This window comes from Nonomuraea sp. NPDC050790, from assembly GCF_044456745.1.
Lineage (GTDB): Bacteria > Actinomycetota > Actinomycetes > Streptosporangiales > Streptosporangiaceae > Nonomuraea.
This window is the reverse complement of the sequence record NZ_JBITGF010000005.1, coordinates 541,991-560,647: the sequence shown is the minus strand read 5'-3', so window position 1 is coordinate 560,647 and position 18,657 is coordinate 541,991. Positions and strand designations below refer to the sequence as shown.

19 protein-coding genes are annotated in these 18,657 nt (G+C 72.4%); 12 read left to right on the top strand and 7 right to left on the bottom strand.

Features of this window, described 5'->3' with window-relative positions; all coding sequences use genetic code 11:
- Positions 1-47: 47 nt before the first annotated feature.
- Positions 48-1,499 carry an FGGY family carbohydrate kinase gene (locus ACIBEJ_RS27825; protein ID WP_397185766.1) on the bottom strand — a complete coding sequence of 484 codons (1,452 nt, stop codon included), beginning with the start codon at positions 1,497-1,499 and terminating at the stop codon, positions 48-50.
- 98 nt (positions 1,500-1,597) lie between these two features.
- Here ACIBEJ_RS27825 and ACIBEJ_RS27820 point away from each other — a divergent pair, with 98 nt between their 5' ends.
- Positions 1,598-2,623: a 6-phosphofructokinase gene (locus ACIBEJ_RS27820; RefSeq protein WP_397185765.1), complete on the top strand. Its 1,026-nt coding sequence runs from the start codon at positions 1,598-1,600 to the stop codon at positions 2,621-2,623.
- 164 nt (positions 2,624-2,787) lie between these two features.
- On the opposite strand, the gene ACIBEJ_RS27815 is transcribed toward ACIBEJ_RS27820, so the two are convergent.
- Entirely contained in the window at positions 2,788-3,606 is an 819-nt protein-coding gene (locus ACIBEJ_RS27815) for an MHYT domain-containing protein (RefSeq protein ID WP_397185764.1), read from the bottom strand.
- A gap of 63 nt (positions 3,607-3,669) precedes the next feature.
- Positions 3,670-4,518, bottom strand: a complete 849-nt coding sequence (locus ACIBEJ_RS27810; RefSeq protein ID WP_397185763.1) for an MHYT domain-containing protein — start codon at positions 4,516-4,518, stop codon at positions 3,670-3,672.
- A 115-nt stretch (positions 4,519-4,633) separates the two neighbouring features.
- Between ACIBEJ_RS27810 and macS the strand changes: the two genes are divergently transcribed.
- The 3 genes from macS (at position 4,634) to thiI (ending at position 7,721) form a co-directional block, all read left to right on the top strand.
- Entirely contained in the window at positions 4,634-5,737 is a 1,104-nt protein-coding gene (gene macS, locus ACIBEJ_RS27805) for a MacS family sensor histidine kinase (protein WP_397185762.1), read from the top strand.
- A gap of 81 nt (positions 5,738-5,818) precedes the next feature.
- The gene (locus ACIBEJ_RS27800) at positions 5,819-6,463 is read left to right on the top strand and encodes a response regulator (protein ID WP_397185761.1); all 645 of its coding nucleotides are present in this window, start codon (positions 5,819-5,821) and stop codon (positions 6,461-6,463) included.
- 40 nt (positions 6,464-6,503) lie between these two features.
- Positions 6,504-7,721 carry a tRNA uracil 4-sulfurtransferase ThiI gene (gene thiI / locus ACIBEJ_RS27795; protein ID WP_397185760.1) on the top strand — a complete coding sequence of 406 codons (1,218 nt, stop codon included), beginning with the start codon at positions 6,504-6,506 and terminating at the stop codon, positions 7,719-7,721.
- A gap of 61 nt (positions 7,722-7,782) precedes the next feature.
- Here the strand turns inward: thiI and aroF are convergent, their stop codons facing one another.
- Entirely contained in the window at positions 7,783-8,811 is a 1,029-nt protein-coding gene (aroF, locus tag ACIBEJ_RS27790; RefSeq protein ID WP_397185759.1) for a 3-deoxy-7-phosphoheptulonate synthase, read from the bottom strand.
- A 211-nt stretch (positions 8,812-9,022) separates the two neighbouring features.
- On the opposite strand from aroF, the gene ACIBEJ_RS27785 reads away from it, so the two are divergent.
- The 5 genes from ACIBEJ_RS27785 (at position 9,023) to ACIBEJ_RS27765 (ending at position 13,372) form a co-directional block, all read left to right on the top strand.
- Complete coding sequence (locus ACIBEJ_RS27785; protein WP_397185758.1) at positions 9,023-9,625, top strand: molybdopterin-dependent oxidoreductase; 603 nt, start codon at positions 9,023-9,025, stop codon at positions 9,623-9,625.
- Positions 9,626-9,669: 44 nt separating this feature from the next.
- Entirely contained in the window at positions 9,670-10,809 is a 1,140-nt protein-coding gene (locus tag ACIBEJ_RS27780; RefSeq protein ID WP_397185757.1) for a sensor histidine kinase, read from the top strand.
- A 66-nt stretch (positions 10,810-10,875) separates the two neighbouring features.
- Positions 10,876-11,613 carry a LytR/AlgR family response regulator transcription factor gene (locus ACIBEJ_RS27775; protein ID WP_397185756.1) on the top strand — a complete coding sequence of 246 codons (738 nt, stop codon included), beginning with the start codon at positions 10,876-10,878 and terminating at the stop codon, positions 11,611-11,613.
- On the top strand, positions 11,610-11,912 hold the full coding sequence (locus tag ACIBEJ_RS27770; RefSeq protein ID WP_397185755.1) for a hypothetical protein: 303 nt from the start codon (positions 11,610-11,612) through the stop codon (positions 11,910-11,912). Before ACIBEJ_RS27775 ends, ACIBEJ_RS27770 begins: the two co-directional genes overlap by 4 nt.
- Complete coding sequence (locus tag ACIBEJ_RS27765; protein ID WP_397185754.1) at positions 11,909-13,372, top strand: cation acetate symporter; 1,464 nt, start codon at positions 11,909-11,911, stop codon at positions 13,370-13,372. Before ACIBEJ_RS27770 ends, ACIBEJ_RS27765 begins: the two co-directional genes overlap by 4 nt.
- Before the next feature lie 320 nt (positions 13,373-13,692).
- Here ACIBEJ_RS27765 and ACIBEJ_RS27760 read toward each other — a convergent pair whose 3' ends face one another.
- Positions 13,693-14,547 carry an NAD(P)-dependent oxidoreductase gene (locus ACIBEJ_RS27760; RefSeq protein WP_397185753.1) on the bottom strand — a complete coding sequence of 285 codons (855 nt, stop codon included), beginning with the start codon at positions 14,545-14,547 and terminating at the stop codon, positions 13,693-13,695.
- A gap of 84 nt (positions 14,548-14,631) precedes the next feature.
- On the opposite strand from ACIBEJ_RS27760, the gene ACIBEJ_RS27755 reads away from it, so the two are divergent.
- Complete coding sequence (locus ACIBEJ_RS27755) at positions 14,632-15,198, top strand: TetR/AcrR family transcriptional regulator (RefSeq protein ID WP_397185752.1); 567 nt, start codon at positions 14,632-14,634, stop codon at positions 15,196-15,198.
- 85 nt (positions 15,199-15,283) lie between these two features.
- Here ACIBEJ_RS27755 and ACIBEJ_RS27750 read toward each other — a convergent pair whose 3' ends face one another.
- Positions 15,284-15,949: a sensor domain-containing protein gene (locus tag ACIBEJ_RS27750; protein WP_397185751.1), complete on the bottom strand. Its 666-nt coding sequence runs from the start codon at positions 15,947-15,949 to the stop codon at positions 15,284-15,286.
- Between the two features lie 135 nt (positions 15,950-16,084).
- Here ACIBEJ_RS27750 and ACIBEJ_RS27745 point away from each other — a divergent pair, with 135 nt between their 5' ends.
- Positions 16,085-16,600, top strand: coding sequence for a hypothetical protein (locus ACIBEJ_RS27745; protein ID WP_397185750.1), 516 nt, complete (start codon positions 16,085-16,087; stop codon positions 16,598-16,600).
- A gap of 32 nt (positions 16,601-16,632) precedes the next feature.
- Here the strand turns inward: ACIBEJ_RS27745 and ACIBEJ_RS27740 are convergent, their stop codons facing one another.
- The gene (locus ACIBEJ_RS27740) at positions 16,633-17,259 is read right to left on the bottom strand and encodes an FMN-binding negative transcriptional regulator (protein ID WP_397185749.1); all 627 of its coding nucleotides are present in this window, start codon (positions 17,257-17,259) and stop codon (positions 16,633-16,635) included.
- A 37-nt stretch (positions 17,260-17,296) separates the two neighbouring features.
- On the opposite strand from ACIBEJ_RS27740, the gene ACIBEJ_RS27735 reads away from it, so the two are divergent.
- On the top strand, positions 17,297-18,628 hold the full coding sequence (locus ACIBEJ_RS27735) for an aminotransferase class I/II-fold pyridoxal phosphate-dependent enzyme (protein WP_397185748.1): 1,332 nt from the start codon (positions 17,297-17,299) through the stop codon (positions 18,626-18,628).
- Positions 18,629-18,657 lie beyond the last annotated feature (29 nt).

Below are 18,657 nucleotides of genomic sequence, written 5' to 3'. Positions count from 1 at the left end.
AACGATAGGTTGACGATCCATCGATCGTCAACCTTGGGTTGACGGCTTCAGTGCTTGGTCAGGGCGACCGCCGCGCGCCAGCGGTCGTAGGCGGCGTCGTCGCGCTCACCGGGCTCGAAGCGGCGGTCCAGGCGCCAGGTCGCGCGCAGTTCCTCGGCCGAGCCCCAGACGCCCGAGCCGAGACCGGCCAGGAACGCGGCGCCCAGCGCGGTGGTCTCCTGGACCACCGGCCGCTCCACCGGGACGCCGAGCTGGTCGGCCTGGAGCTGCATCAGCAGGTCGTTGCCGCTGGCGCCACCGTCGGCCTTCAGTCCCGCCACCGAGCCGCCCATCACCTCCACCACGTCGCGCACCTCGAACGCGATCGCCTCCAGCGTCGCCCGCACCAGGTGGGCGCGCGTGGTGCCGCGGGTGATGCCGGTGATGAGGCCGCGCGCCTCCGGGTTCCAGTGCGGGGCGCCGAGGCCGGTCAGCGCGGGCACGAACGTCACGCCGCCGCTGTCGGGGACCGTCCGCGCGACCGCCTCCGACTCGGGCGCGGTCCCGATCACCCCCAGGCCGTCGCGCAGCCACTGTACGGCCGCGCCGGTCACGAAGATCGAGCCCTCCAGCGCGTACGTCAGCTCGCCCGACGGCTCCTGCCACGCCACCGTCGTCAGCAGCCCGGCGTCCGAGCGGACGATCTCCCCGCCGGTGTTGACCAGGATGAAGGAGCCGGTGCCGTAGGTGCACTTGACCTCGCCGGGCGCGAAGCAGGTCTGGCCGAACAGGGCCGCCTGCTGGTCGCCGGCCATGCCGCTGACGGGCAGGTCGAGGCCGAGGAAGGCGCCGGGGTCGGTGCGCCCGATCGGGCCGTGGTTGGGGACGATCTCCGGCAGGGCGGACTCGGGCACGCCGAACAGCTCGCACAGCTCCGGCTCCCAGGTGGCGGAGGCCAGGCCGTACAGGAGGGTGCGGGAGGCGTTGGACGGGTCGGTGACGTGGCGCGCGCCCGCGGTCAGGCGGGCGACGAGGTAGCTGTCGACGGTGCCGAGCGCGGTGCGGCCCGAGGTGACGCCCGCCCACGCGGCCGGATCGTGCTCGGCCAGCCAGGTGAGCTTGGTGGCGGTGAAGTACGGGTCCAGGCGCAGGCCGGTCAGCTCCGACACGCGCGGCTCGTGCCCGGCGGCGCGCAGGCGCTCGCAGATCCCGGCGGTGCGGCGGTCCTGCCACACGACGGCCCGGCGGGGCGCGGCCAGCGTGCGTCGGTCCCACAGGACGGCGGTCTCGCGCTGGTTGGTGATCCCGACGCACGACGGCGGCGACCCGGCGCCGCGCAGGGCCGACGCGCACGCGGCGAGCGTGGCCTGCCAGATGTCCTCGGGGTTGTGCTCGACCCAGCCCGGCTCGGGGAAGTGCTGCGGGAACTCCTCGTAGCCGCGGGACTCGATCCGGCCGTCCTCGGTCACGATCAGGGCGGTGACACCGGTCGTACCCGCGTCGATCGCCAAAACAGCCACGGAACCTCCTCGTCGTCGCTAATTTGGTCTAGACCACTGCCCGGGCCCACGGGCACAATGCGATTCTGGGTCGTGAACCCCATTGGGAGGAACCCGCCATGCGTATTGGAGTGCTCACCGGCGGCGGCGACTGCCCCGGTCTGAATGCTGTGATCAGGGCTGTCGTCCGCAAGGGTGTCAGTGTTTACGGACATGAGTTCGTCGGATTCCGTGACGGCTGGCGTGGCCCCCTGGAGGGGGACACGATGCCGCTGGACATCCAGGCCGTACGCGGCATCCTGCCGCGCGGCGGCACCATACTTGGCTCGTCCAGGACCAATCCGATCAAGATCGAGGGCGGCGTCGACCGCATCAAGGAGAACCTCGTCACGGCCGGCGTCGACGCGCTGATCGCCATCGGCGGCGAGGACACGCTCGGCGTGGCCAAGCAGCTGTGGGATCGCGAGGTCAAGGTCGTCGGCGTGCCCAAGACGATCGACAACGACCTGTCGGGCACCGACTACACCTTCGGCTTCGACACCGCGGTCAACATCGCCACGGAGGCCATCGACCGGCTGCACACCACGGCCGAGTCGCACCACCGCGCGCTGATCTGCGAGGTCATGGGCCGTCACGCCGGTTGGATCGCGCTGCACGCCGGCATGGCCGGCGGCGCCAACGTCATCCTGATCCCGGAGAAGCCCTTCGACATCGACCGGGTCTGCGAGTACGTGGAGTCGCGCTTCCGCACCCGCTACTCGCCGATCATCGTCGTCGCCGAGGGCGCCCACCCGATCGAGGGCCAGATGACGCTGCAGACCGGCGAACTCGACTCCTTCGGCCACGTACGGCTCGGCGGCATCGGCGAGATGCTGGCCAAGGAGATCGAGAAGCGCACCGGCAAGGAGGCCCGCACCACCGTGCTCGGCCACATCCAGCGCGGCGGCACCCCGACCGCGTTCGACCGGGTCCTGGCCACCAGGTTCGGCCTGCAGGCGATCGACGCCGCCCACGACGGCGACTTCGGCACCATGGTCGCGCTGCGCGGCACCGACATCGTCAGGGTCGGGCTCGACGAGGCGACGGCCGAGCTCAAGACCGTCCCGGCCGAGCGCTACGCCGAGGCCGAGGTCTTCTTCGGCTGATCCTGCAAGCCGGCCGTGATCATCCGTAAGCGGCTTGCAAGTGGCCGGCCGTACCGTTCAGCGCAGCGGGGTTAGAAACACCGCTGCAACCCCTCTCAGGGTACGGCTCGCGCCGCGGAAGCATCGGCGGCCCACCGGGGCGCGAGCCGTACCCAGGACATAGATCAAGCGCGAGGCGTGCCGAAGAGATCCACTTCCGGCGCGCCTTTGCCGTCCGCGGCGGCCTTTCTGGCCTGGAAGGCGATCTCGCCGCGCAGTTCCTTCTCCGAGGGGGACAGGATCACCAGGAGCAGCAGCCCGACGGTGACCACGCTGAGGCCCACGATGAGCGGCAGCAGGAAGTCGATGGCCCGCGAGCCCGTGACGGGCCCGGCCGCGGGCATCAGTTCGACGGACATCGCGAACATGCCGGTGTAGTGCATCCCCGAGACCGCCGCGCCCATCATGAGCGCGGCCCCGCCGATGCGCCAGGCTCCCGACACGCGCAGCGTGAACCAGAGCGCCACCGTCGCGGCGGCGACCGCGATGAGGACCGACAGGAGCACGACCGGCGGGTCGTAGTGGAGGTGGCCGGACATGTTCATGGCGGCCATGCCCAGATAGTGCATGCCGGCGACGCCGAGACCGGTCAGCGCGCCGCCGCCCAGCAGGTACGGCGCGCGGGCCCCGCCCCGGTCCACCAGGAACAGCCCGGCGCCCACGACCACCACCGCGAGCACCGCGGAGGCGACCGTGAGCGGGACGTCGTAGCGGATGGGCGTGCCGGTGACGGCGAAGCCCATCATGGCGATGAAGTGCATCGTCCAGATGCCCGTGCCACCGATCGCGAGCGCCGCGGCGGCCAGCCAGAACCGCCCCTCGCGCCCGCCGACGAGGCGGGCGCGCGAGGTCAGCAGGAGACCGAGCATGGAGCCGACGCTGGACATGACGTAGGCGAGTGCGGGTGTCAGGAACCCGAAGGAGAAATGATCGACAGCTGACATGGGCGTTCGTCCCTTGATGAGTAAAGCAAGGGGAGTATGGGGCCCAGGTCGCTGCCTGTGCAACTATCGGCGGCGCGACCTCCCCGCGGGCTGCGGCCTCGGGGCCGGTGCGGGGTAGGTGAGCTGCTGCGACGTCCGCCTGCGCAGCTCCAGCCTGGCGAGGAGTTCCGCGTCCTCGTGGAGCTCCTCCTCCGAGGGCGACAGGATGACCATGAGCAGCATGGTCAGCGTGATCAGGCTGATCACGGTCATGAGCGGGACGAGGAAGTCGAGCGCGTCGGCGCCCGGCACCGGCGCGGCGCCGTGGTGCGGGGTGACGCTCATCGCGAACATGCCCGTGTAGTGCATGCCGGCCACCGCGACGCCCATGACCAGGGCGGCGCCGGCGATCCAGACGGGCCGCTTGACCCGCAGCGTGAACCAGAGCGCCACCGTGGAGGCCACGACGGCGATCGCCACCGACAGGGCCACGGTCAGGCGGTCGTAGGAGACGTGGGCGGACATGTTCATGGCGTACATGCCGAGGTAGTGCATGCTCGCCACGCCGAGGCCGGTGAGCAGGCCGCCGCCGAGCAGCGCCAGCACCCGGCCGCCGCCGTAGGAGACGAGGAACAGGCCGGTGCCGACGACCACGATCGCGACCACCGCGGAGGCCGCGGTCAGCGGCACGTCGTAGCGGATCGGGGTGCCCTCGACGTCGAAGCCCATCATGGCGATGAAGTGCATGACCCAGATGCCGGTGCCGCCGATCGATACGGCCGCGCCGAGCAACCAGCGCACCCGCGAACCCCCGCGCGAGGCGTGGGCCTGAGCGGTCAGCCGCAGTCCGAGCATTGACCCGATGCACGACATCACGTAGGCGAGGGCCGGGGTGAGCGGGCCGTGGGTGAAATGATTAACAGCGGAAGACATGTATCGATATTTCCTTGCATTAGGGATCACCGGATTGTGGCAGTGGTGTGGCCCGATTCGCATGGATACCTCGACTATCTGTCAACTATCCCTGTCGGAAACGTGAGAAAGATTCATGGGTATCGAGGGACCGTTCTGGCGCGCGATCGCCGTCTTCAGGATCGCCTCGCTGGTCTACGCCGGTGTTCTGCTGGTCCAGCACGACGGCTACGCCCGGCCGGTCATGGGGTGGTTCGTCCTCAGCCTCATGGCGCTCTGGACCGCGGCGTCGATCTTCGCCTACTCCGTCGAGGCGCTGCGCGGGTGGCCGCTGCTGGTCATCGACATGCTGGTGACGCTGGCGTGCCTGCTGGCCTCGCCGTACGTGGAGGGGCCCTACCAGTACGCCGAAGGCGTCATGCCGCTGCCCGCCACGTGGATCGCCGCGCCCGTGCTCGCCTGGGCCGTCTACGGCGGGCGGCGCCTGGGCGCGCTCGGCGCCGCCGTCGTCGCCGCCTGCGATGTGTGGCTGCGCCTGCGCACCCCCGACACGCCCCTGCTCATCAACGGAGCGGTCCTGCTGTTCCTGTCCGGCGTCGTCGTCGGCCACGTCGCCCGCCTGGCCAAGCAGGCCGAGGAACGCATGCAGCGCGCCGCCGAGATGGAGGCCGCCCAGCGCGAACGCGACCGCCTCTCGCGCGGCATCCACGACTCGGTGCTCCAGGTGCTCTCCCTGGTGCAGCGGCGCGGCCAGGAGATCGGCGGCGAGGCGGCGGAGCTCGGCCGCCTGGCCGGCGAGCAGGAGGCCGCCCTGCGCGACCTCATCTCCCTGCGCCCCGCCCCCTCCGGCGACCTGCGCTCCCTGCTCACCAGGTACGGCTCCGCCACCGTCACCGTCTCCACCCCCGCCACCCCGATCGTCCTGCCCCCGGCCACGGCCGCGGAGGTCGCGGCGGCGGTCGGCGCCGCCCTGGACAACGTCCGCGCCCACGTCGGCCCCGGCGCCCGCGCCTGGGTGCTGGCCGAGCAGGAGGACGACCGCGTCATCGTCAGCATCAGGGACGAGGGCGACGGCATCCCCGAGGGCCGCCTGGAGGAGGCGGAACGGGACGGCCGGATGGGCGTGGCCCAGTCCATCAGGGGCCGCATCGCCGACGCCGGCGGCACCGTCACCATCGTCACCGGCCCCGGCGAGGGCACCGAGATCGAGATCACCATCCCGGCATCCGGAAACGCCTAGCCGTACCCGGTCATGACATCGGCCGCTGTCGGCCCGCCCGCACCTGGCGCCGGGCCCGGGGCGCTGTCGTACGCTGCGGGCATGGTGCGGGTCATGGTGGTGGACGACCATCCGATGTGGCGGGACGGGGTGGCCAGGGATCTGGCCGAGGCCGGGTACGAGGTCGTGGCGGCCGTCGGGGAGGGGCGGCAGGCGATCAGGGTGGCCGGGGCGGTGCGGCCCGAGGTGGTCGTGCTCGACCTGCAACTGCCGGACCTGTCGGGCGCGGAGGTCGCGCAGGGGCTCGGCGCGCTGGAGAGCCCGCCGCGGGTCCTGGTGCTGTCGGCCAGCGCCGAACAGGACGACGTGCTGAAGGCGGTCAAGGCGGGCGCCTCCGGATATCTGGTGAAGTCGGCGTCCCGGGAGGAGTTCCTGGACGCGGTGCGGCGCACGGCCGAGGGTGACGCGGTGTTCACGCCGGGGCTCGCGGGCCTGGTGCTGGGCGAGTACCGCAGGCTGGCGGCCCAGCCGGCCCAGGAGGAGGACGGGCCGCGGCTGACCGAGCGGGAGACCGAGGTGCTCAGGCTGGTCGCCAAGGGCCTTTCGTACCGGCAGATCGCCGACCGGCTCGTGCTCTCGCACCGGACCGTGCAGAACCACGTGCAGAACACGCTCAACAAGCTTCAGCTCCACAACCGGGTGGAGCTCGTCCGATATGCGATCGAGCGTGGTCTGGACGAGGACTAAACTCGGTAGGTCGAAGCACTGGATATCTCGGAGGACCCCCATGATGATGACCGCCTTGGGCGAGCCGTGCGTACTGCTCAAGCTGGGCGAGATCGTCCTCAAGGGCAGGAACCGCGAGCTCTTCGAACGCCGCCTGATCGGCAACATCCGCAACGCGCTGCGCGAGCTCGACATCAAGGTCGACGTGCGCAAGCGGCACGGCGTGATCGCCATCTTCCTGCCGACCGGCACCACCGTCGAGCAGGCCGACGCGGTGGCCGCCCGGGTCGCCGACGTTCCCGGGCTGGTGTGGATCCACCGCGCCTGGCGCGTCGCCAAGGACCCGGACACGGTCGTCAAGGCCGGGCTCGAGCTGGTGCGCGACACCGAGCAGGTGGCGCGCAAGGCCAGCTTCGCCGTCCGCTCGCGCCGCCGTGACAAGCGCTTCCCGCTGCGCTCCAACGAGCTCGACCGGATGGTCGGCGGCGCCATCAACGACGAGTACGGCCTGCCCGTCGACCTCAAGAACCCCGCGCTCACCCTGCACATCGAGGTCGACCGCGACGAGGTGTTCATCTTCACCGACGGCCTGCCCGGCCAGGGCGGCCTGCCCGTCGGCTCCAGCGGCAGGGCGCTGGTGCTCATGTCCGGCGGCATCGACTCGCCCGTCGCCGCGTACCGGATGATGCGCCGCGGCCTGCACGTGGACTTCCTGCACTTCTCCGGCATCCCGTTCACGACGAGCGAGTCGATCTACAAGGCGTACGCGCTGGTGCGCAAGCTGGACCGCTTCCAGGGCGGGTCGCGGCTCTGGGTGGTGCCGTTCGGCAAGGCCCAGCAGTCCATCCGCAACTCCGGCCAGGACCGGCTGGCCGTCATCGCGCAGCGGCGGCTCATGCTCAAGACCGCCGAGGAGGTGGCCCACCGCATCCGCGCCGCCGCCCTGATCACCGGCGACGCGCTCGGCCAGGTCTCCTCCCAGACCCTCGCCAACATCACCGCCCAGGACCACGCGGTCGACCTGCCGATCCTGCGGCCGCTGGTCGGCTGGGACAAGACCGAGATCATGGCCGAGGCCCGCCGGATCGACACGCTGGCCATCTCCGAACTGCCGGACGAGGACTGCTGCACGCTGCTGGCGCCCCGGCGGGCCGAGACCCGGGCCAAGATCGAGGACCTGAAGCAGATCGAGAAGCGCCTCGACGCCGAGGAACTGGCCGTCCAACTGGCCGACTCCATCCAGGAGTACACCCTGGAAGGCGTCCCGGCCACCGCCTGATCCAGGCACCCTCGCGACCCGGCCGGCGAGGGTGGGCTGGGGCGGCGACGGCGGCGGTCCGCTACGAGAGCGAGAGCGCGGGAGTGCGGCCGAGCAGCGGCGGGAAGGTGCGCAGAACATCGGCGAGCACGTCGAGATCGCTGTCGAGGAGGGCCTGGGGGCCGTCGCAGAGGGCGGTCTCCGGCGCCGGGTGGACGTCGATGATGACGCCGTCCGCCCCGACGGCGATGGCCGCGCGGGTCAGCGGGAGCACCAGGTCGCGGCGTCCGCCCGAGTGCGACGGGTCCACGATGACGGGCAGGTGCGACAGGCGCTGCGCCACCGGCACCGCCGACACGTCCAGCGTGTTGCGCGTGGCCGTCTCGAACGTCCGGATGCCCCGCTCGCACAGCACGATGTCCAGGTTGCCGCGCTGCGCGATGTACTCGGCCGCCATCAGCCACTCCTCGATCGTGGCGCTCATCCCGCGCTTCAGCATCACCGGCCGGCCCGCAGCCCCGACCGCCTGCAACAGCGCGAAGTTCTGCGCGTTGCGGGTGCCGACCTGCAGCATGTCGGCGTAGGAGGCGACCAGCTCCACGTCGTGCGCGTCCACGACCTCCGTGACGATCGGCAGCCCCGTCTCGTCCCGCACGTCGGCCAGGATGCGCAGGCCGGCCTCGCCGAGCCCCTGGAAGGCGTACGGCGACGTGCGCGGCTTGAACGCCCCGCCCCGCAACAGCGTCGCGCCCGCCTTCTTGGCCATCAGCGCCGCGTCCAGCGTCTGCTGGGGCGTCTCCACCGCGCACGGCCCGGCGATCAGCGTCACCGTGTCCGGGCCGATCGGCACCCCGCCCACGTGGACCGTGGAGCGTTCCGGATGGTTCTCCCTGCTGACGAGCTTGTAGGGCGTGGACACGCGCATCACGTCCCGCACCCCGGCCATGCCGCGCAGGTTGCCCTGGTCGAGCTGGGCGACGTCGCCGACCAGCCCGACGATCGTGCGGCGCACGCCCCGGCTCACGAACGCCTCCACCCCGGCCGCCTGCACGACCGCGACGATCGCGGCGACGTCGTCCTGGGTGGCCTCGGGCCCCATCACGATGACCATGGTTTTCTCCTCTGAACATGCGAAAGGCCCCGGATCCTTACGGACCCGGGGCCTTTCGCTCGTCTGTGTGTGCTAGCGCAGCGCCACATGGCGATCGGTCCTCACGGGTCCGTCGCCATACCAAAAGATGAATGCGGTGCGCATAGGCCGCAATAGTAGCGCACTCCCACCCGGCGACGAGCCGCCCGCCCGGCGATGACAGGATGGCCGAATGAACGAGGAGGAGTCGCGCCTGCCCCCAGGCCAGTACGTCCCGCGCGGCCGGCCCGTCATCCACTACGGCCGGGTGCCGCAGTTCAAGCCGGATAGCTGGGACTTCCGCGTCTTCGGCGCCACCGCGTCAGGAGACATGCACCGCCTGACCTGGCCGGAGTTCGAGAAGCTGCCGCGTACCGGCGTGCTCGCCGACTTCCACTGCGTCACCAAGTTCTCGATCATGGGGAACGAGTGGCGCGGCGTCAGCCCCCAGGAGATCCTCACCGCCGCGCCGCCCGCCGAGGGGGTGACGCACGTGATGATCTGGGCGGAGTACGGCTACAGCGCCAACGTCCGCATGTCCGACTTCCTGGCCCCGCAGACGCTGTTCGTCACCGAGCTCGACGACAAGCCGATCAGCCCCGACCGGGGCTTCCCGCTGCGCGTCGTCGTCCCCCATCTGTACGCGTGGAAGAGCGTCAAATGGGTGCGCAGCATCGAGTACCTGCTGGAGGACCGGCGCGGCTTCTGGGAGGAACGCGGCTATCACAACGTGGCCGACCCGTGGCGGGAGCAGCGCTACTCATACCAAGAGGAACCGGGGGAGGGCCCACCGTAGCGTTTCCGCCCGAACACCCCGCGTGACGGGCTACGGTTTGCCGCATGTCGATCGCCGCCTCCGTGGCGCTCGCCTCCCTCCTGGCTTTCGCGGTCGGCTTCCTCGTGGCGCGCCGCCGCCCCGAGCTGCCCGAAGGCGGCTGGAAGGACGAGGCGACGTTCATGACGCTGCACATCGCCGCGCTGGCCGCGCCGTCCCTTCGGGGCGGGCTCACCAAGGAGTCCGCCCGCAAGGCCGTGAGACATCTGCGCGTACTGCTGGGCACCCACGCGCTCGCGATCACCTCCACCGAGGCGGCGCTGGCATGGGACGGGCCCTGCACCGACGAGGTGCTCGACCACGCCCGCGCGGCGCTGACCTCGGGCAGGGCCGAGGTCTTCGCGGGCCGGCCGCACGGCGCGGTCGTGGTGCCGCTCACCGTGGACGACCGGGTCGTCGGCGCGCTGGCCGCCTACGACGAGGAGCTGAGCGCGGCGCTCGTGCGCACCGTCACCGAGGTCGCCCGCTGGGTCTCCGGCCAGCTCGAACTCGCCGAGCTCGACACCTCGCGGCAGCGCGCGCTCCAAGCGGAGATGCGCGCCCTGCGCGCGCAGATCTCGCCGCACTTCGTCTACAACGCGCTCACCACGATCGCCTCCTTCGTGCGCACCGATCCCGGCCGCGCGCGCGAGCTGCTGCTCGACTTCGCCGACTTCTCCCGGTACGCGCTGCGCCGCGCCCAGGACTTCACGACCCTCGCCGACGAGCTGACCTGCGTCGACCGGTACCTGCTGCTGGAGCGCGCCAGGTTCGGCGACCAGCTCCGCTTCACCGTCCAGGTCGCGCCCGAGGTGCTGCCGGTGCCGGTGCCGTTCCTGTGCCTGCAGCCCCTCGTCGAGAACGCCATCAAGCACGGCATGCGCGCCGCCGGCGGCACGGGCGAGGTGCGGGTCGTGGTCCGCGACGCCGGGCCCGAGGCGCACATCACCGTCGAGGACGACGGCGCCGGCATGGACCCCGAGCACGCCAGGCAGGTGCTCGACGACGGCCCGTGCCGCGAGGGCGGCGGCATCGGCCTGGCCAACGTCGACGTGCGGCTGCGCCAGATCTACGGCGAGGAGTACGGCCTCGCCGTGGAGACCGCGCTGGGCGCCGGCACCCGCGTACGGCTGCGCGTTCCCAAGACCCGGCCTAGCTCTTTGTAGTCAAATCTTTACCCAACGTAGGCGTGTCGCTTGTGAGCAGGGCGTTCTTGCGGCAGCGTGGACGTCATGCTACGCGTGCTGGCCGTTGACGACGAGGTGCCCGCTCTGGAAGAGCTGGCCTACCTGCTGCGCCGGGACAGCAGGGTGGAGCAGGTCCTGACCGCGTCCGACGGCGTCTCGGCGCTGCAGGACATGGTGCAGATGATCGGCGCGGGGGAGCGGCTCGACGGCGTCTTCCTCGACATCCGCATGCCCGGACTCGACGGGCTCGACCTGGCCAGGCTCATCGGCGGCTTCCCCAACCCGCCGCGCCTGGTGTTCGTGACCGCGCACGACGACTGCGCGGTGCAGGCGTTCGAGCTGCGGGCCGTCGACTACCTCCTCAAGCCGGTCCGCGCCGACCGGCTGGCCGAGGCGGTGCGCAGGCTGGAGGAGGCCGCCGCCCCGCCCGACGAGTGCGGGCCGGACGACGTCATCCCGGTGGAGCTGGGCGGGCGCACCAGGTTCGTGCCGCAGCAGGCCGTCTGGTTCGCCGAGGCCAAGGGCGACTACGTGCGGCTGCACACCGTCGACGGCAGCTATCTGGTGCGCATGTCCCTGGCCGCGCTCGAACGCCGCTGGGCCGGGGTCGGCTTCATCCGCGTCCACCGCAGCACGCTGGTCTCCGCCCGCCACGTCAGTGAGCTGCGCTTCGAGGGCGGCAAGGTGATGCTCACGGTCGGCACGGAGACGCTGCCGGTCAGCCGCCGCCACACCAGGCAGGTGCGCGAGCAGCTCGTCAACCAGCACAGGACCGTGCCGTGAGCGCGCGCCGCGTGCTGGTCGAGCGCCGTCCCGCCGCGGTCGGGCGGGCCGGACACGCGCCGCCGGCCGGCGCCGCGCGCGACGCCGAGACGCGGGCGGCCATGCGGCGGCAGCTCTCGGCGGGCGTGGTGACCGCGGGGACCGGGCTGGGCGTGCTGGTCGGCGCCCCGGTGCTGGCCGCGGGGCTGGCCGACGCGCGCTGGTGGGTGGTGCTGTCGGTGGGGGTCCAGCCGGTGTGGGTGCTGCTGGCCGTACGTCATCTGCGGCGGGCCGAACGGGCCGAACGAGCGGGGCCGTGACGCTCGCGGCGCTGGCCGGGATCGCCGTCGTGCTCGTCCTGGCCGTGGTGATGGGCACCGTACGGCCGCGCCGCTACACCAGCGTGGCCGACTTCTACGTGGCGGCCCGCGCCGTGCGGCCGTGGCGCAACGGGGCGGCCATCGGCGCGGAGTTCACCGGCGCCGTCGTCTGCCTGGGGCTGGCCGGGCTCATCGCGACGCACGGCGCGCCCATGCTGTGGTATCCGGTGGGGGCGGCGGCCGGGTTCGTGGTCGTGCTGGCGCTGGTGGTCGCGCCGCTGCGCAGGTCCGGCACGTTCACGCTGCCCGACTTCGCCGAGTGGCGGCTGGGCTCGGCGCGGCTGCGGCGCTTCACCACGTGCTGGGTGCTGGGGATCGGGCTGCTGTTCCTCATGGCGCAGTTCCACGCGGCCGGGATCGTCACGCGGATGCTGACCGGGCTGCCGCCCTGGGTGGGGTGGGCGGCGGTGGCGGGCACGGCCGCGTGCGTGGCGCTGGCGGGCGGCATGGGCAGCGTGACCAGCGTGCAGGCGTCCCAGTTCTGGGTGAAGCTGGTCGCCTTCCTCGGGGTGGGGCTGGTGCTGTGGTGCGCGTGGCACTGCGGCCAGATCCCCGGCGGCGGCCTTCCCGGCGGGTACGGCTCCGGCGACCAGTCGTTGCCCGGCGTGCTGACGGTGCTGCTGGCCTGCGCGCTCGGGACCATGGGCCTGCCGCACGTCGTGGTCCGGGTCTACGCGGCGCCGGACGGGCGCGGGGCGCGCCGGTCGATCGTGGCGGCACAGGTGCTGCTCGGGGTGTTCGCCCTGGTTCCGCCGTTATACGGGACCCTCGGGCAGGTGAGCTTTCCCGGGGCGGGGGGCGAGGAGGTCGTGCTGCTGCTGCCGTCCAGGATGTTGCCGGGGGTGGTGGGGAACGTGCTGACCGGGGCGCTGTCGGCGGGGGCCTTCGCGGCGTTCCTCGCGACGTCGTGCGGGGTGCTCGGGGCGGTGTCGGGGGCGGTGTCGGCCTGCGTGGCGCGGGCGGGGACGGGTTCCTTCAGGGTCGCGCTGGCTGCGGTGACCGGGGCGGCGCTGCTGCTGACCGCGATGAGCGTCCCGGTCGGGTCGGTGGAGCTCGTGCTGGCCGCCTTCAGCCTGTCGGCGGCCACGTTCTGCCCGCTGCTGGTGCTGGGGATCTGGTGGCGGCGGCTGACTGCGGCGGGGGTCGTCGCGGGGTTCGCGGCGGGCGGGGGCTTGACGGCGGTGCTTGTGGGGCTCGAATGGGTGGGCGTGAACCCGTTCCTCCCGCCGGCGGCCGGTGTGCCGCTGGCTTTCGCCGTGATGGTCATGATTTCCCTGCTCACGCCCGGTCGGCTCCCGGTGGGGGTGGCGGCGATGATGGCGCGCATGCACCTTCCCGAGCCGGTCGCGGGCCCCTTGATCGACCGTTCGTCGCGTCACGGTGACCGTTCATCCTCCTGACACGCTCCGTATATCGATGACTACAGACCGTTCGACGAGCTGTCCGTAAACGGGGTTTCGCCCACAAGATCGCAACCGTAGTGTTGCCCGCATCGAAAGCCGCACCGCCGCATCGGGGGGGACGAGCCGCAAGGCTCACACAGGCCTGATGTGGCGGATTCACCGGTGACCCACGAGGTCACCACGGCGCACGGGCCCTCGACCGGGGGGTGGGGGCCCGCCAGCCGGAAGGTGGGGGCGCCCGCTGAAGCCGTGCCATACGGACCGCGATCCGGCCTTACGGGGGCGGCCGGATCGCGCGAGCGGGCGTCCCCGCCCTTCTATCGCCCCGTCAGCACGCCGGTGAGGCGCGTGAGGCTCTCCTGGCCGTGACCGGCGGCGATGCCGCGGCGGACGGTCTCCAGGATGGCCCGCGGGATCGCCCCGTCCACCCCCGCGGCCTCGGCCGTGCGCGCCACGTGCTCCAGGCTCGCCTCGGCCATGGCGAGGTTCTCCATGTCGCCTTGGTGCTCGCCCGCGTCGATCCTGGGTGCGTAGAACCGCACGAAGTACGAGAGGTCCAGCGACTTGACCGCCTGCTCCTGGAACTCCCGCGCCGACACCCCGTACGCCTGCGCCACGGCCTGACCGTGCAGGTAGCCGGCGAGCCCGGTCCAGAACATGTCGATGCCGATCTGGTAGTACAGGGCGGCCAGGCCGGGGTCCTCGCCGAGGTAGTCGATCCCGGTCAGCGCCTCCAGGGCCGGGCGGTGGGCCTCGACGGCCTCCGCCGGGCCGCTGTAGTAGGTGGCGACGTCGGGCGTGCCGATGCCCGGCGGCGGGGTCTGCACCCCGCCGGTGATCTGCACCCCGCCGTGCCCGGCCACCCACGCCGCGGTCGTGCGCGCCCGTTCGGGCGTGTCGGAGGTCAGATTGGCCACGGTACGGCCGGCCAGCGCCTCCGGCGCCTGCTCCAGGACGGCGTGGACGGCGTCGTAGCCGGTCAGGCTCACCACGACGAGCTCGTTGGCCGTGAGCGCGGCCGCCACGCTCGGGGCCAGGCGGGCGCCGCGGGCGAGGAGGCCGTCGGCCTTGCCCGCGGTCCGGTTCCAGACGGTGACGTCGTAGCCCTTGTCCAGGTAGGCGGCGGCCATGGCGTGGCCCATGGGGCCGAGACCGATGACGGTGACGGACATGCGTCCTCCCTAAAACGAACGTTCTATTTAGCATCACGGACTGTAGCACTAGAATGAACGCTCTATCCAATAGACTGCGGAGTCATGAAGACCAAGGAGCGCATCGTCCGCTCGACCGCCCGCCTGATGCAGCGGCAGGGGTACGCGGCCACGGGCCTCAAGCAGATCTCCCAGGAGTCCGGAGCGACGCTCGGCTCGGTCTACCACTTCTTCCCCGGCGGCAAGGCGGAGCTGGCGATCGCGGCCGTGCGGCACGGCGGCAAGGAGTTCGCCGACATGCTGCGGGAGACGCTGGAGCGCGAGGACGACCCGGCGACGGCGATCGCGGCCTGCGCCGACGAACTGGCGGAGGGGATGCGCGCCTCCCAGTGGCAGGACGGGTGCCCGATCGTCATCACCGCGCTGGAGAGCGCCGGGCGGGCGCTGGACATCCAGCGGGCGGCGGAGGAGGAGTTCGCCGCGTGGCGGGAGCTGGTCAGCGGGAAGCTGCGCCGTACCGGCTATCCGGAGGACGTGGCGCGTGAGCTCGCGCACACGGTGATCAGCACGCTGGAGGGGGCGGAGATGGCCGCGCAGGTCGGCGAGAGCGAGGAGCCCCTGCGTCTGGCGGGCCGCCATCTGGCCCGCCTCATCACCTCGTACCGCCCATAGGAACCCCCGCCGGGCATCCGGCGGTGTGGTCACACGCGAAGGCCGCCGCCGCGGGGTGCGGCGACGGCCTCGGCGGGAGCGCGGCTCACGCGGCGAGCACGCTCTCCTCGTAGGGGCGGTGGACGGCCCTCGGCTGCGGGGCCGGGCGGGTGAGCAGGGCCTGGGCCAGGCTCGCCCTGATCATGGCGGCGATCCGCACGACCGCGGGCAGCGTCAGCGCGAACAGCAGTCCGAGGCCGGTGTTGAACGCGACGAAGACGCCGTCGCCCGCACCGAGCCCGAGCAGCGCCGGCAGGCCGCCGTCAATCTCGGGGATGCGGGCCAGGGCCCAGCCGTACACGGGGAAGGTCAGCCCGGCGATCGCGCCGGCCCACCACACGGCGGCCAGGACGAACGACACGATCGCGAACGGCAGCGCCACGATCGCGTGCAGCAGGTCGAGGAGGGCCTGGCCGCCGGTGACCGGGGTCATCGTGCGGCGGAACCAGCCCGCCCCCTCGGGCGCCCGCGGGTAGGAGGGGGCGGCCAGAGCCTGGCCGGTGACGCCGGGCAGCGCGGCCCGCTCGGCGTCGGCGAACTTCCTGGCCAGAACCGCGGTCGCGGCGAGCACCGGCAGGCCGACGAAGGCCACGGCGCTGCCCAGACCGGCCGCGACGCCCGCGACGACCAGGGCGAAGGCGATGACGGTGACCGGGAACCCGGCCAGGACGTAACGGGTGTCGCCGGTGATGCGGTGCTGGAGGGTTCTCATGTCGTCAACGCTACGGATCGGGCCCTGGCCGCCGCGAGCCTGCGTACCGGCCGAGTGAGGGTAGGGCTGGCCCTACCCTCTTGCGGATTGATTGGATAGCTGTACTATCTAATCCAGTCATCCACTGGAGGGGTCATGTTTCTCACCGTCTTCGTGCTCGTGGGCGCGCTGCTCGGGTTCCGGCTGCTGGGGGCGCTCGGGGTGCGCCGGTTCGCGTCGTGGCCGGTCAGTGCGGCGCACGGGATGGCCGTGCTGCTGCTGGTCACCGCGAGCGCGCACTTCGTGCCCGCCGGTTCGCCGCTGCCGATGCCCGGTCATGCCGACATGGTGGCGATGGTGCCGCCGTTCGTGCCGTTCCCGAGCTTCGTCGTCTACCTGACCGGAGTCCTGGAGCTGCTCGGCGCCGCCGGGCTCGTGCTCGCCCGCACCCGCCGGCCGGCCGGGTACGCGCTCGCCCTGCTGTTCGTGGCGATGTTCCCGGCCAACGTCCACGCCGCGCTCGCCGAGGTCCCGCTCGGCGGCGACGAGGCCACGCCGCTGTGGTTCCGGACGCCGGAGCAGGTGCTCTTCATCGCGGTCGCCCTCTGGGCGACCAGGGGATCCGACCGCATGCTCCTGTCCGTCAGGCGCCGCCAGCCCGTCGCAAGCTGAGGGGTACGGCTTCGGCTGTCCGTCTGGGCGGTTCAGCGGCTTGTGCCGGTGGCCAGGCGGCGCAGCAACTGGGTTCGGGCGCCCGCGTCGCGGACCTCGGCGCGGGTGGCGAGGTGCTCCGCCACTCGCTCCTGGAGCTCGACCGGCTTGTGGCTGTCGTACTTGAACTTGGCCCGGGTCTCGACGACCTCCAGCCGCAGTCCCCGGATGGCCGAGAGCATCCTGTGGTAGGGGCCCTCGGTGGCCGACATCGTGCCGTAGCCGCCGCCGGGCTGGTGGTGGGCGAGCTGGCGGCGCAGGATGTCGGCCTTGCCCTCCCGCTCGTCCACGATCTCGGCCCGGCAGACGAGCTGGACGGCGGCGTAGTAGCTGGTCGGCACGCCGTCCACGGGGGCGCGCCAGGTGGAGGGGATGTAGGCGTAGTCGTCGGCGACGGTCAGGGTCACCTGCGGGTCGGCCTCCAATGCGGGCCAGATCGGGTTGGGCCTGGCCAGGTGCAGGCACACCTCGCGCACGCCGTCGTACCGGAAGTGCGAGGGGACCACCACCGGCGGCCCGCCGTCCACCCCGTTGGCCGCCAGCAGGCCGAAGTCGCGCCCGCGCAGCCACTCGTGCCACTCGTCCTCGTCGCGGGCGCCGTCCCAAGGGTGAATGAGCATCTTGAAAATCCCTTTGTACTAATACAAAATATGCTTTGTGCTAGTAAACTACACGTTCACCGGAGGCACGGCCAGCGAGATCGCGGCCGGCATCGAGACGGCCGTGGCCGAGGGCACGCTCGCGCCGGGCTCCGCCCTCCCGACCGTGCGTGAGCTGGCCGCCAGGACCGGCGTCAACGCCAACACCGCCGCCGCGGCCTACCGCCTGCTGCGCGAGCGCGGCGTCGTCGAGACCGCGGGCCGTCGCGGCTCCCGCATCAGGCCCCGCCCGGCCAGCACCACCCGCGAGGACATCCGCATCCCCGTCCCGGCCGGCGCCCGCGACCTGTCGCGCGGCAACCCCGACCCCGCGCTGCTGCCCGACCTCACCGACGCGCTGGCCGCCGCCGCCCGCGCCCACGCCGAGGGCCCCGCCCTGTACGGCACCGCCGACCTGCCCGACCTCGTCGACCTGGCCGAAGCCGCCTTCGAGGCCGACGGCGTCACCGGCGGCGCCCGTCCCGCGGTCACCTCGGGCACGCTGGACGCGGTGGAACGCGTGCTGACCATGCGGCTGCGCCCAGGCGACGCGGTGGCCGTCGAGGACCCCGGCTGGTCGGCGGCGCTCGACCTCGTCACCGCCCTGGGCCTGCGCCCGGTACCGGTCCCGGTGGACGACGACGGGCCGGACCCCGCCGGGCTGGAACGCGCCCTGGCCTCCGGCGTACGGGCCGCCATTCTCACCGCCCGCGCCCAGAACCCCACCGGAGCCGCCATCTCGGCCGCGCGCGCCGCCGCCCTGCGCCCGCTGCTGGCCGCGTACCCTCAGGTCCTGCTCGTCGAGGACGACCACGCGGCGGGCCTGGCCGACCTGCCCATCCACACGCTGACCGGCACCACGGCCCACTGGATCCTGACCCGCTCCACCGCCAAGTCGCACGGCCCCGACCTGCGCCTGGCCGTCGTCACCGGCGACGCCCAGACCGTCGAGCGGCTGCGCGGCCGCCAGCGCCTCGCGGCGGGCTGGGTCAGCCACCTCCTGCAGCGCACCGTCGCCCACCTGTGGCGGACCGGCGCTGTCTCCACCCCGCGGGTCGCGGCCTCCTACGGCGCGCGCCGCCAGGCCCTCATCACCGCGCTGGCCGGTCACGGCCTGGCCGCGCACGGCCGCAGCGGGCTCAACGTCTGGGTTCCCGTCGCCGACGAGACCACCGCCGTCACCGGCCTGCTCGCCCGGGGCTGGGCCGCCGCTCCGGGCGCCCGCAACCGCCTGGCCAGCCCGCCCGCCGTCCGCGTCACGGTGGCCGCCCTGGCCTTGGAGGAGATCCCCGCCCTGGCCACCGCACTGGCCGCCGCCGTACTCCCGACCACACAGGGCCGCTACGGCTGACGCGCGACAAAGCCCGACAAGCCCCACAG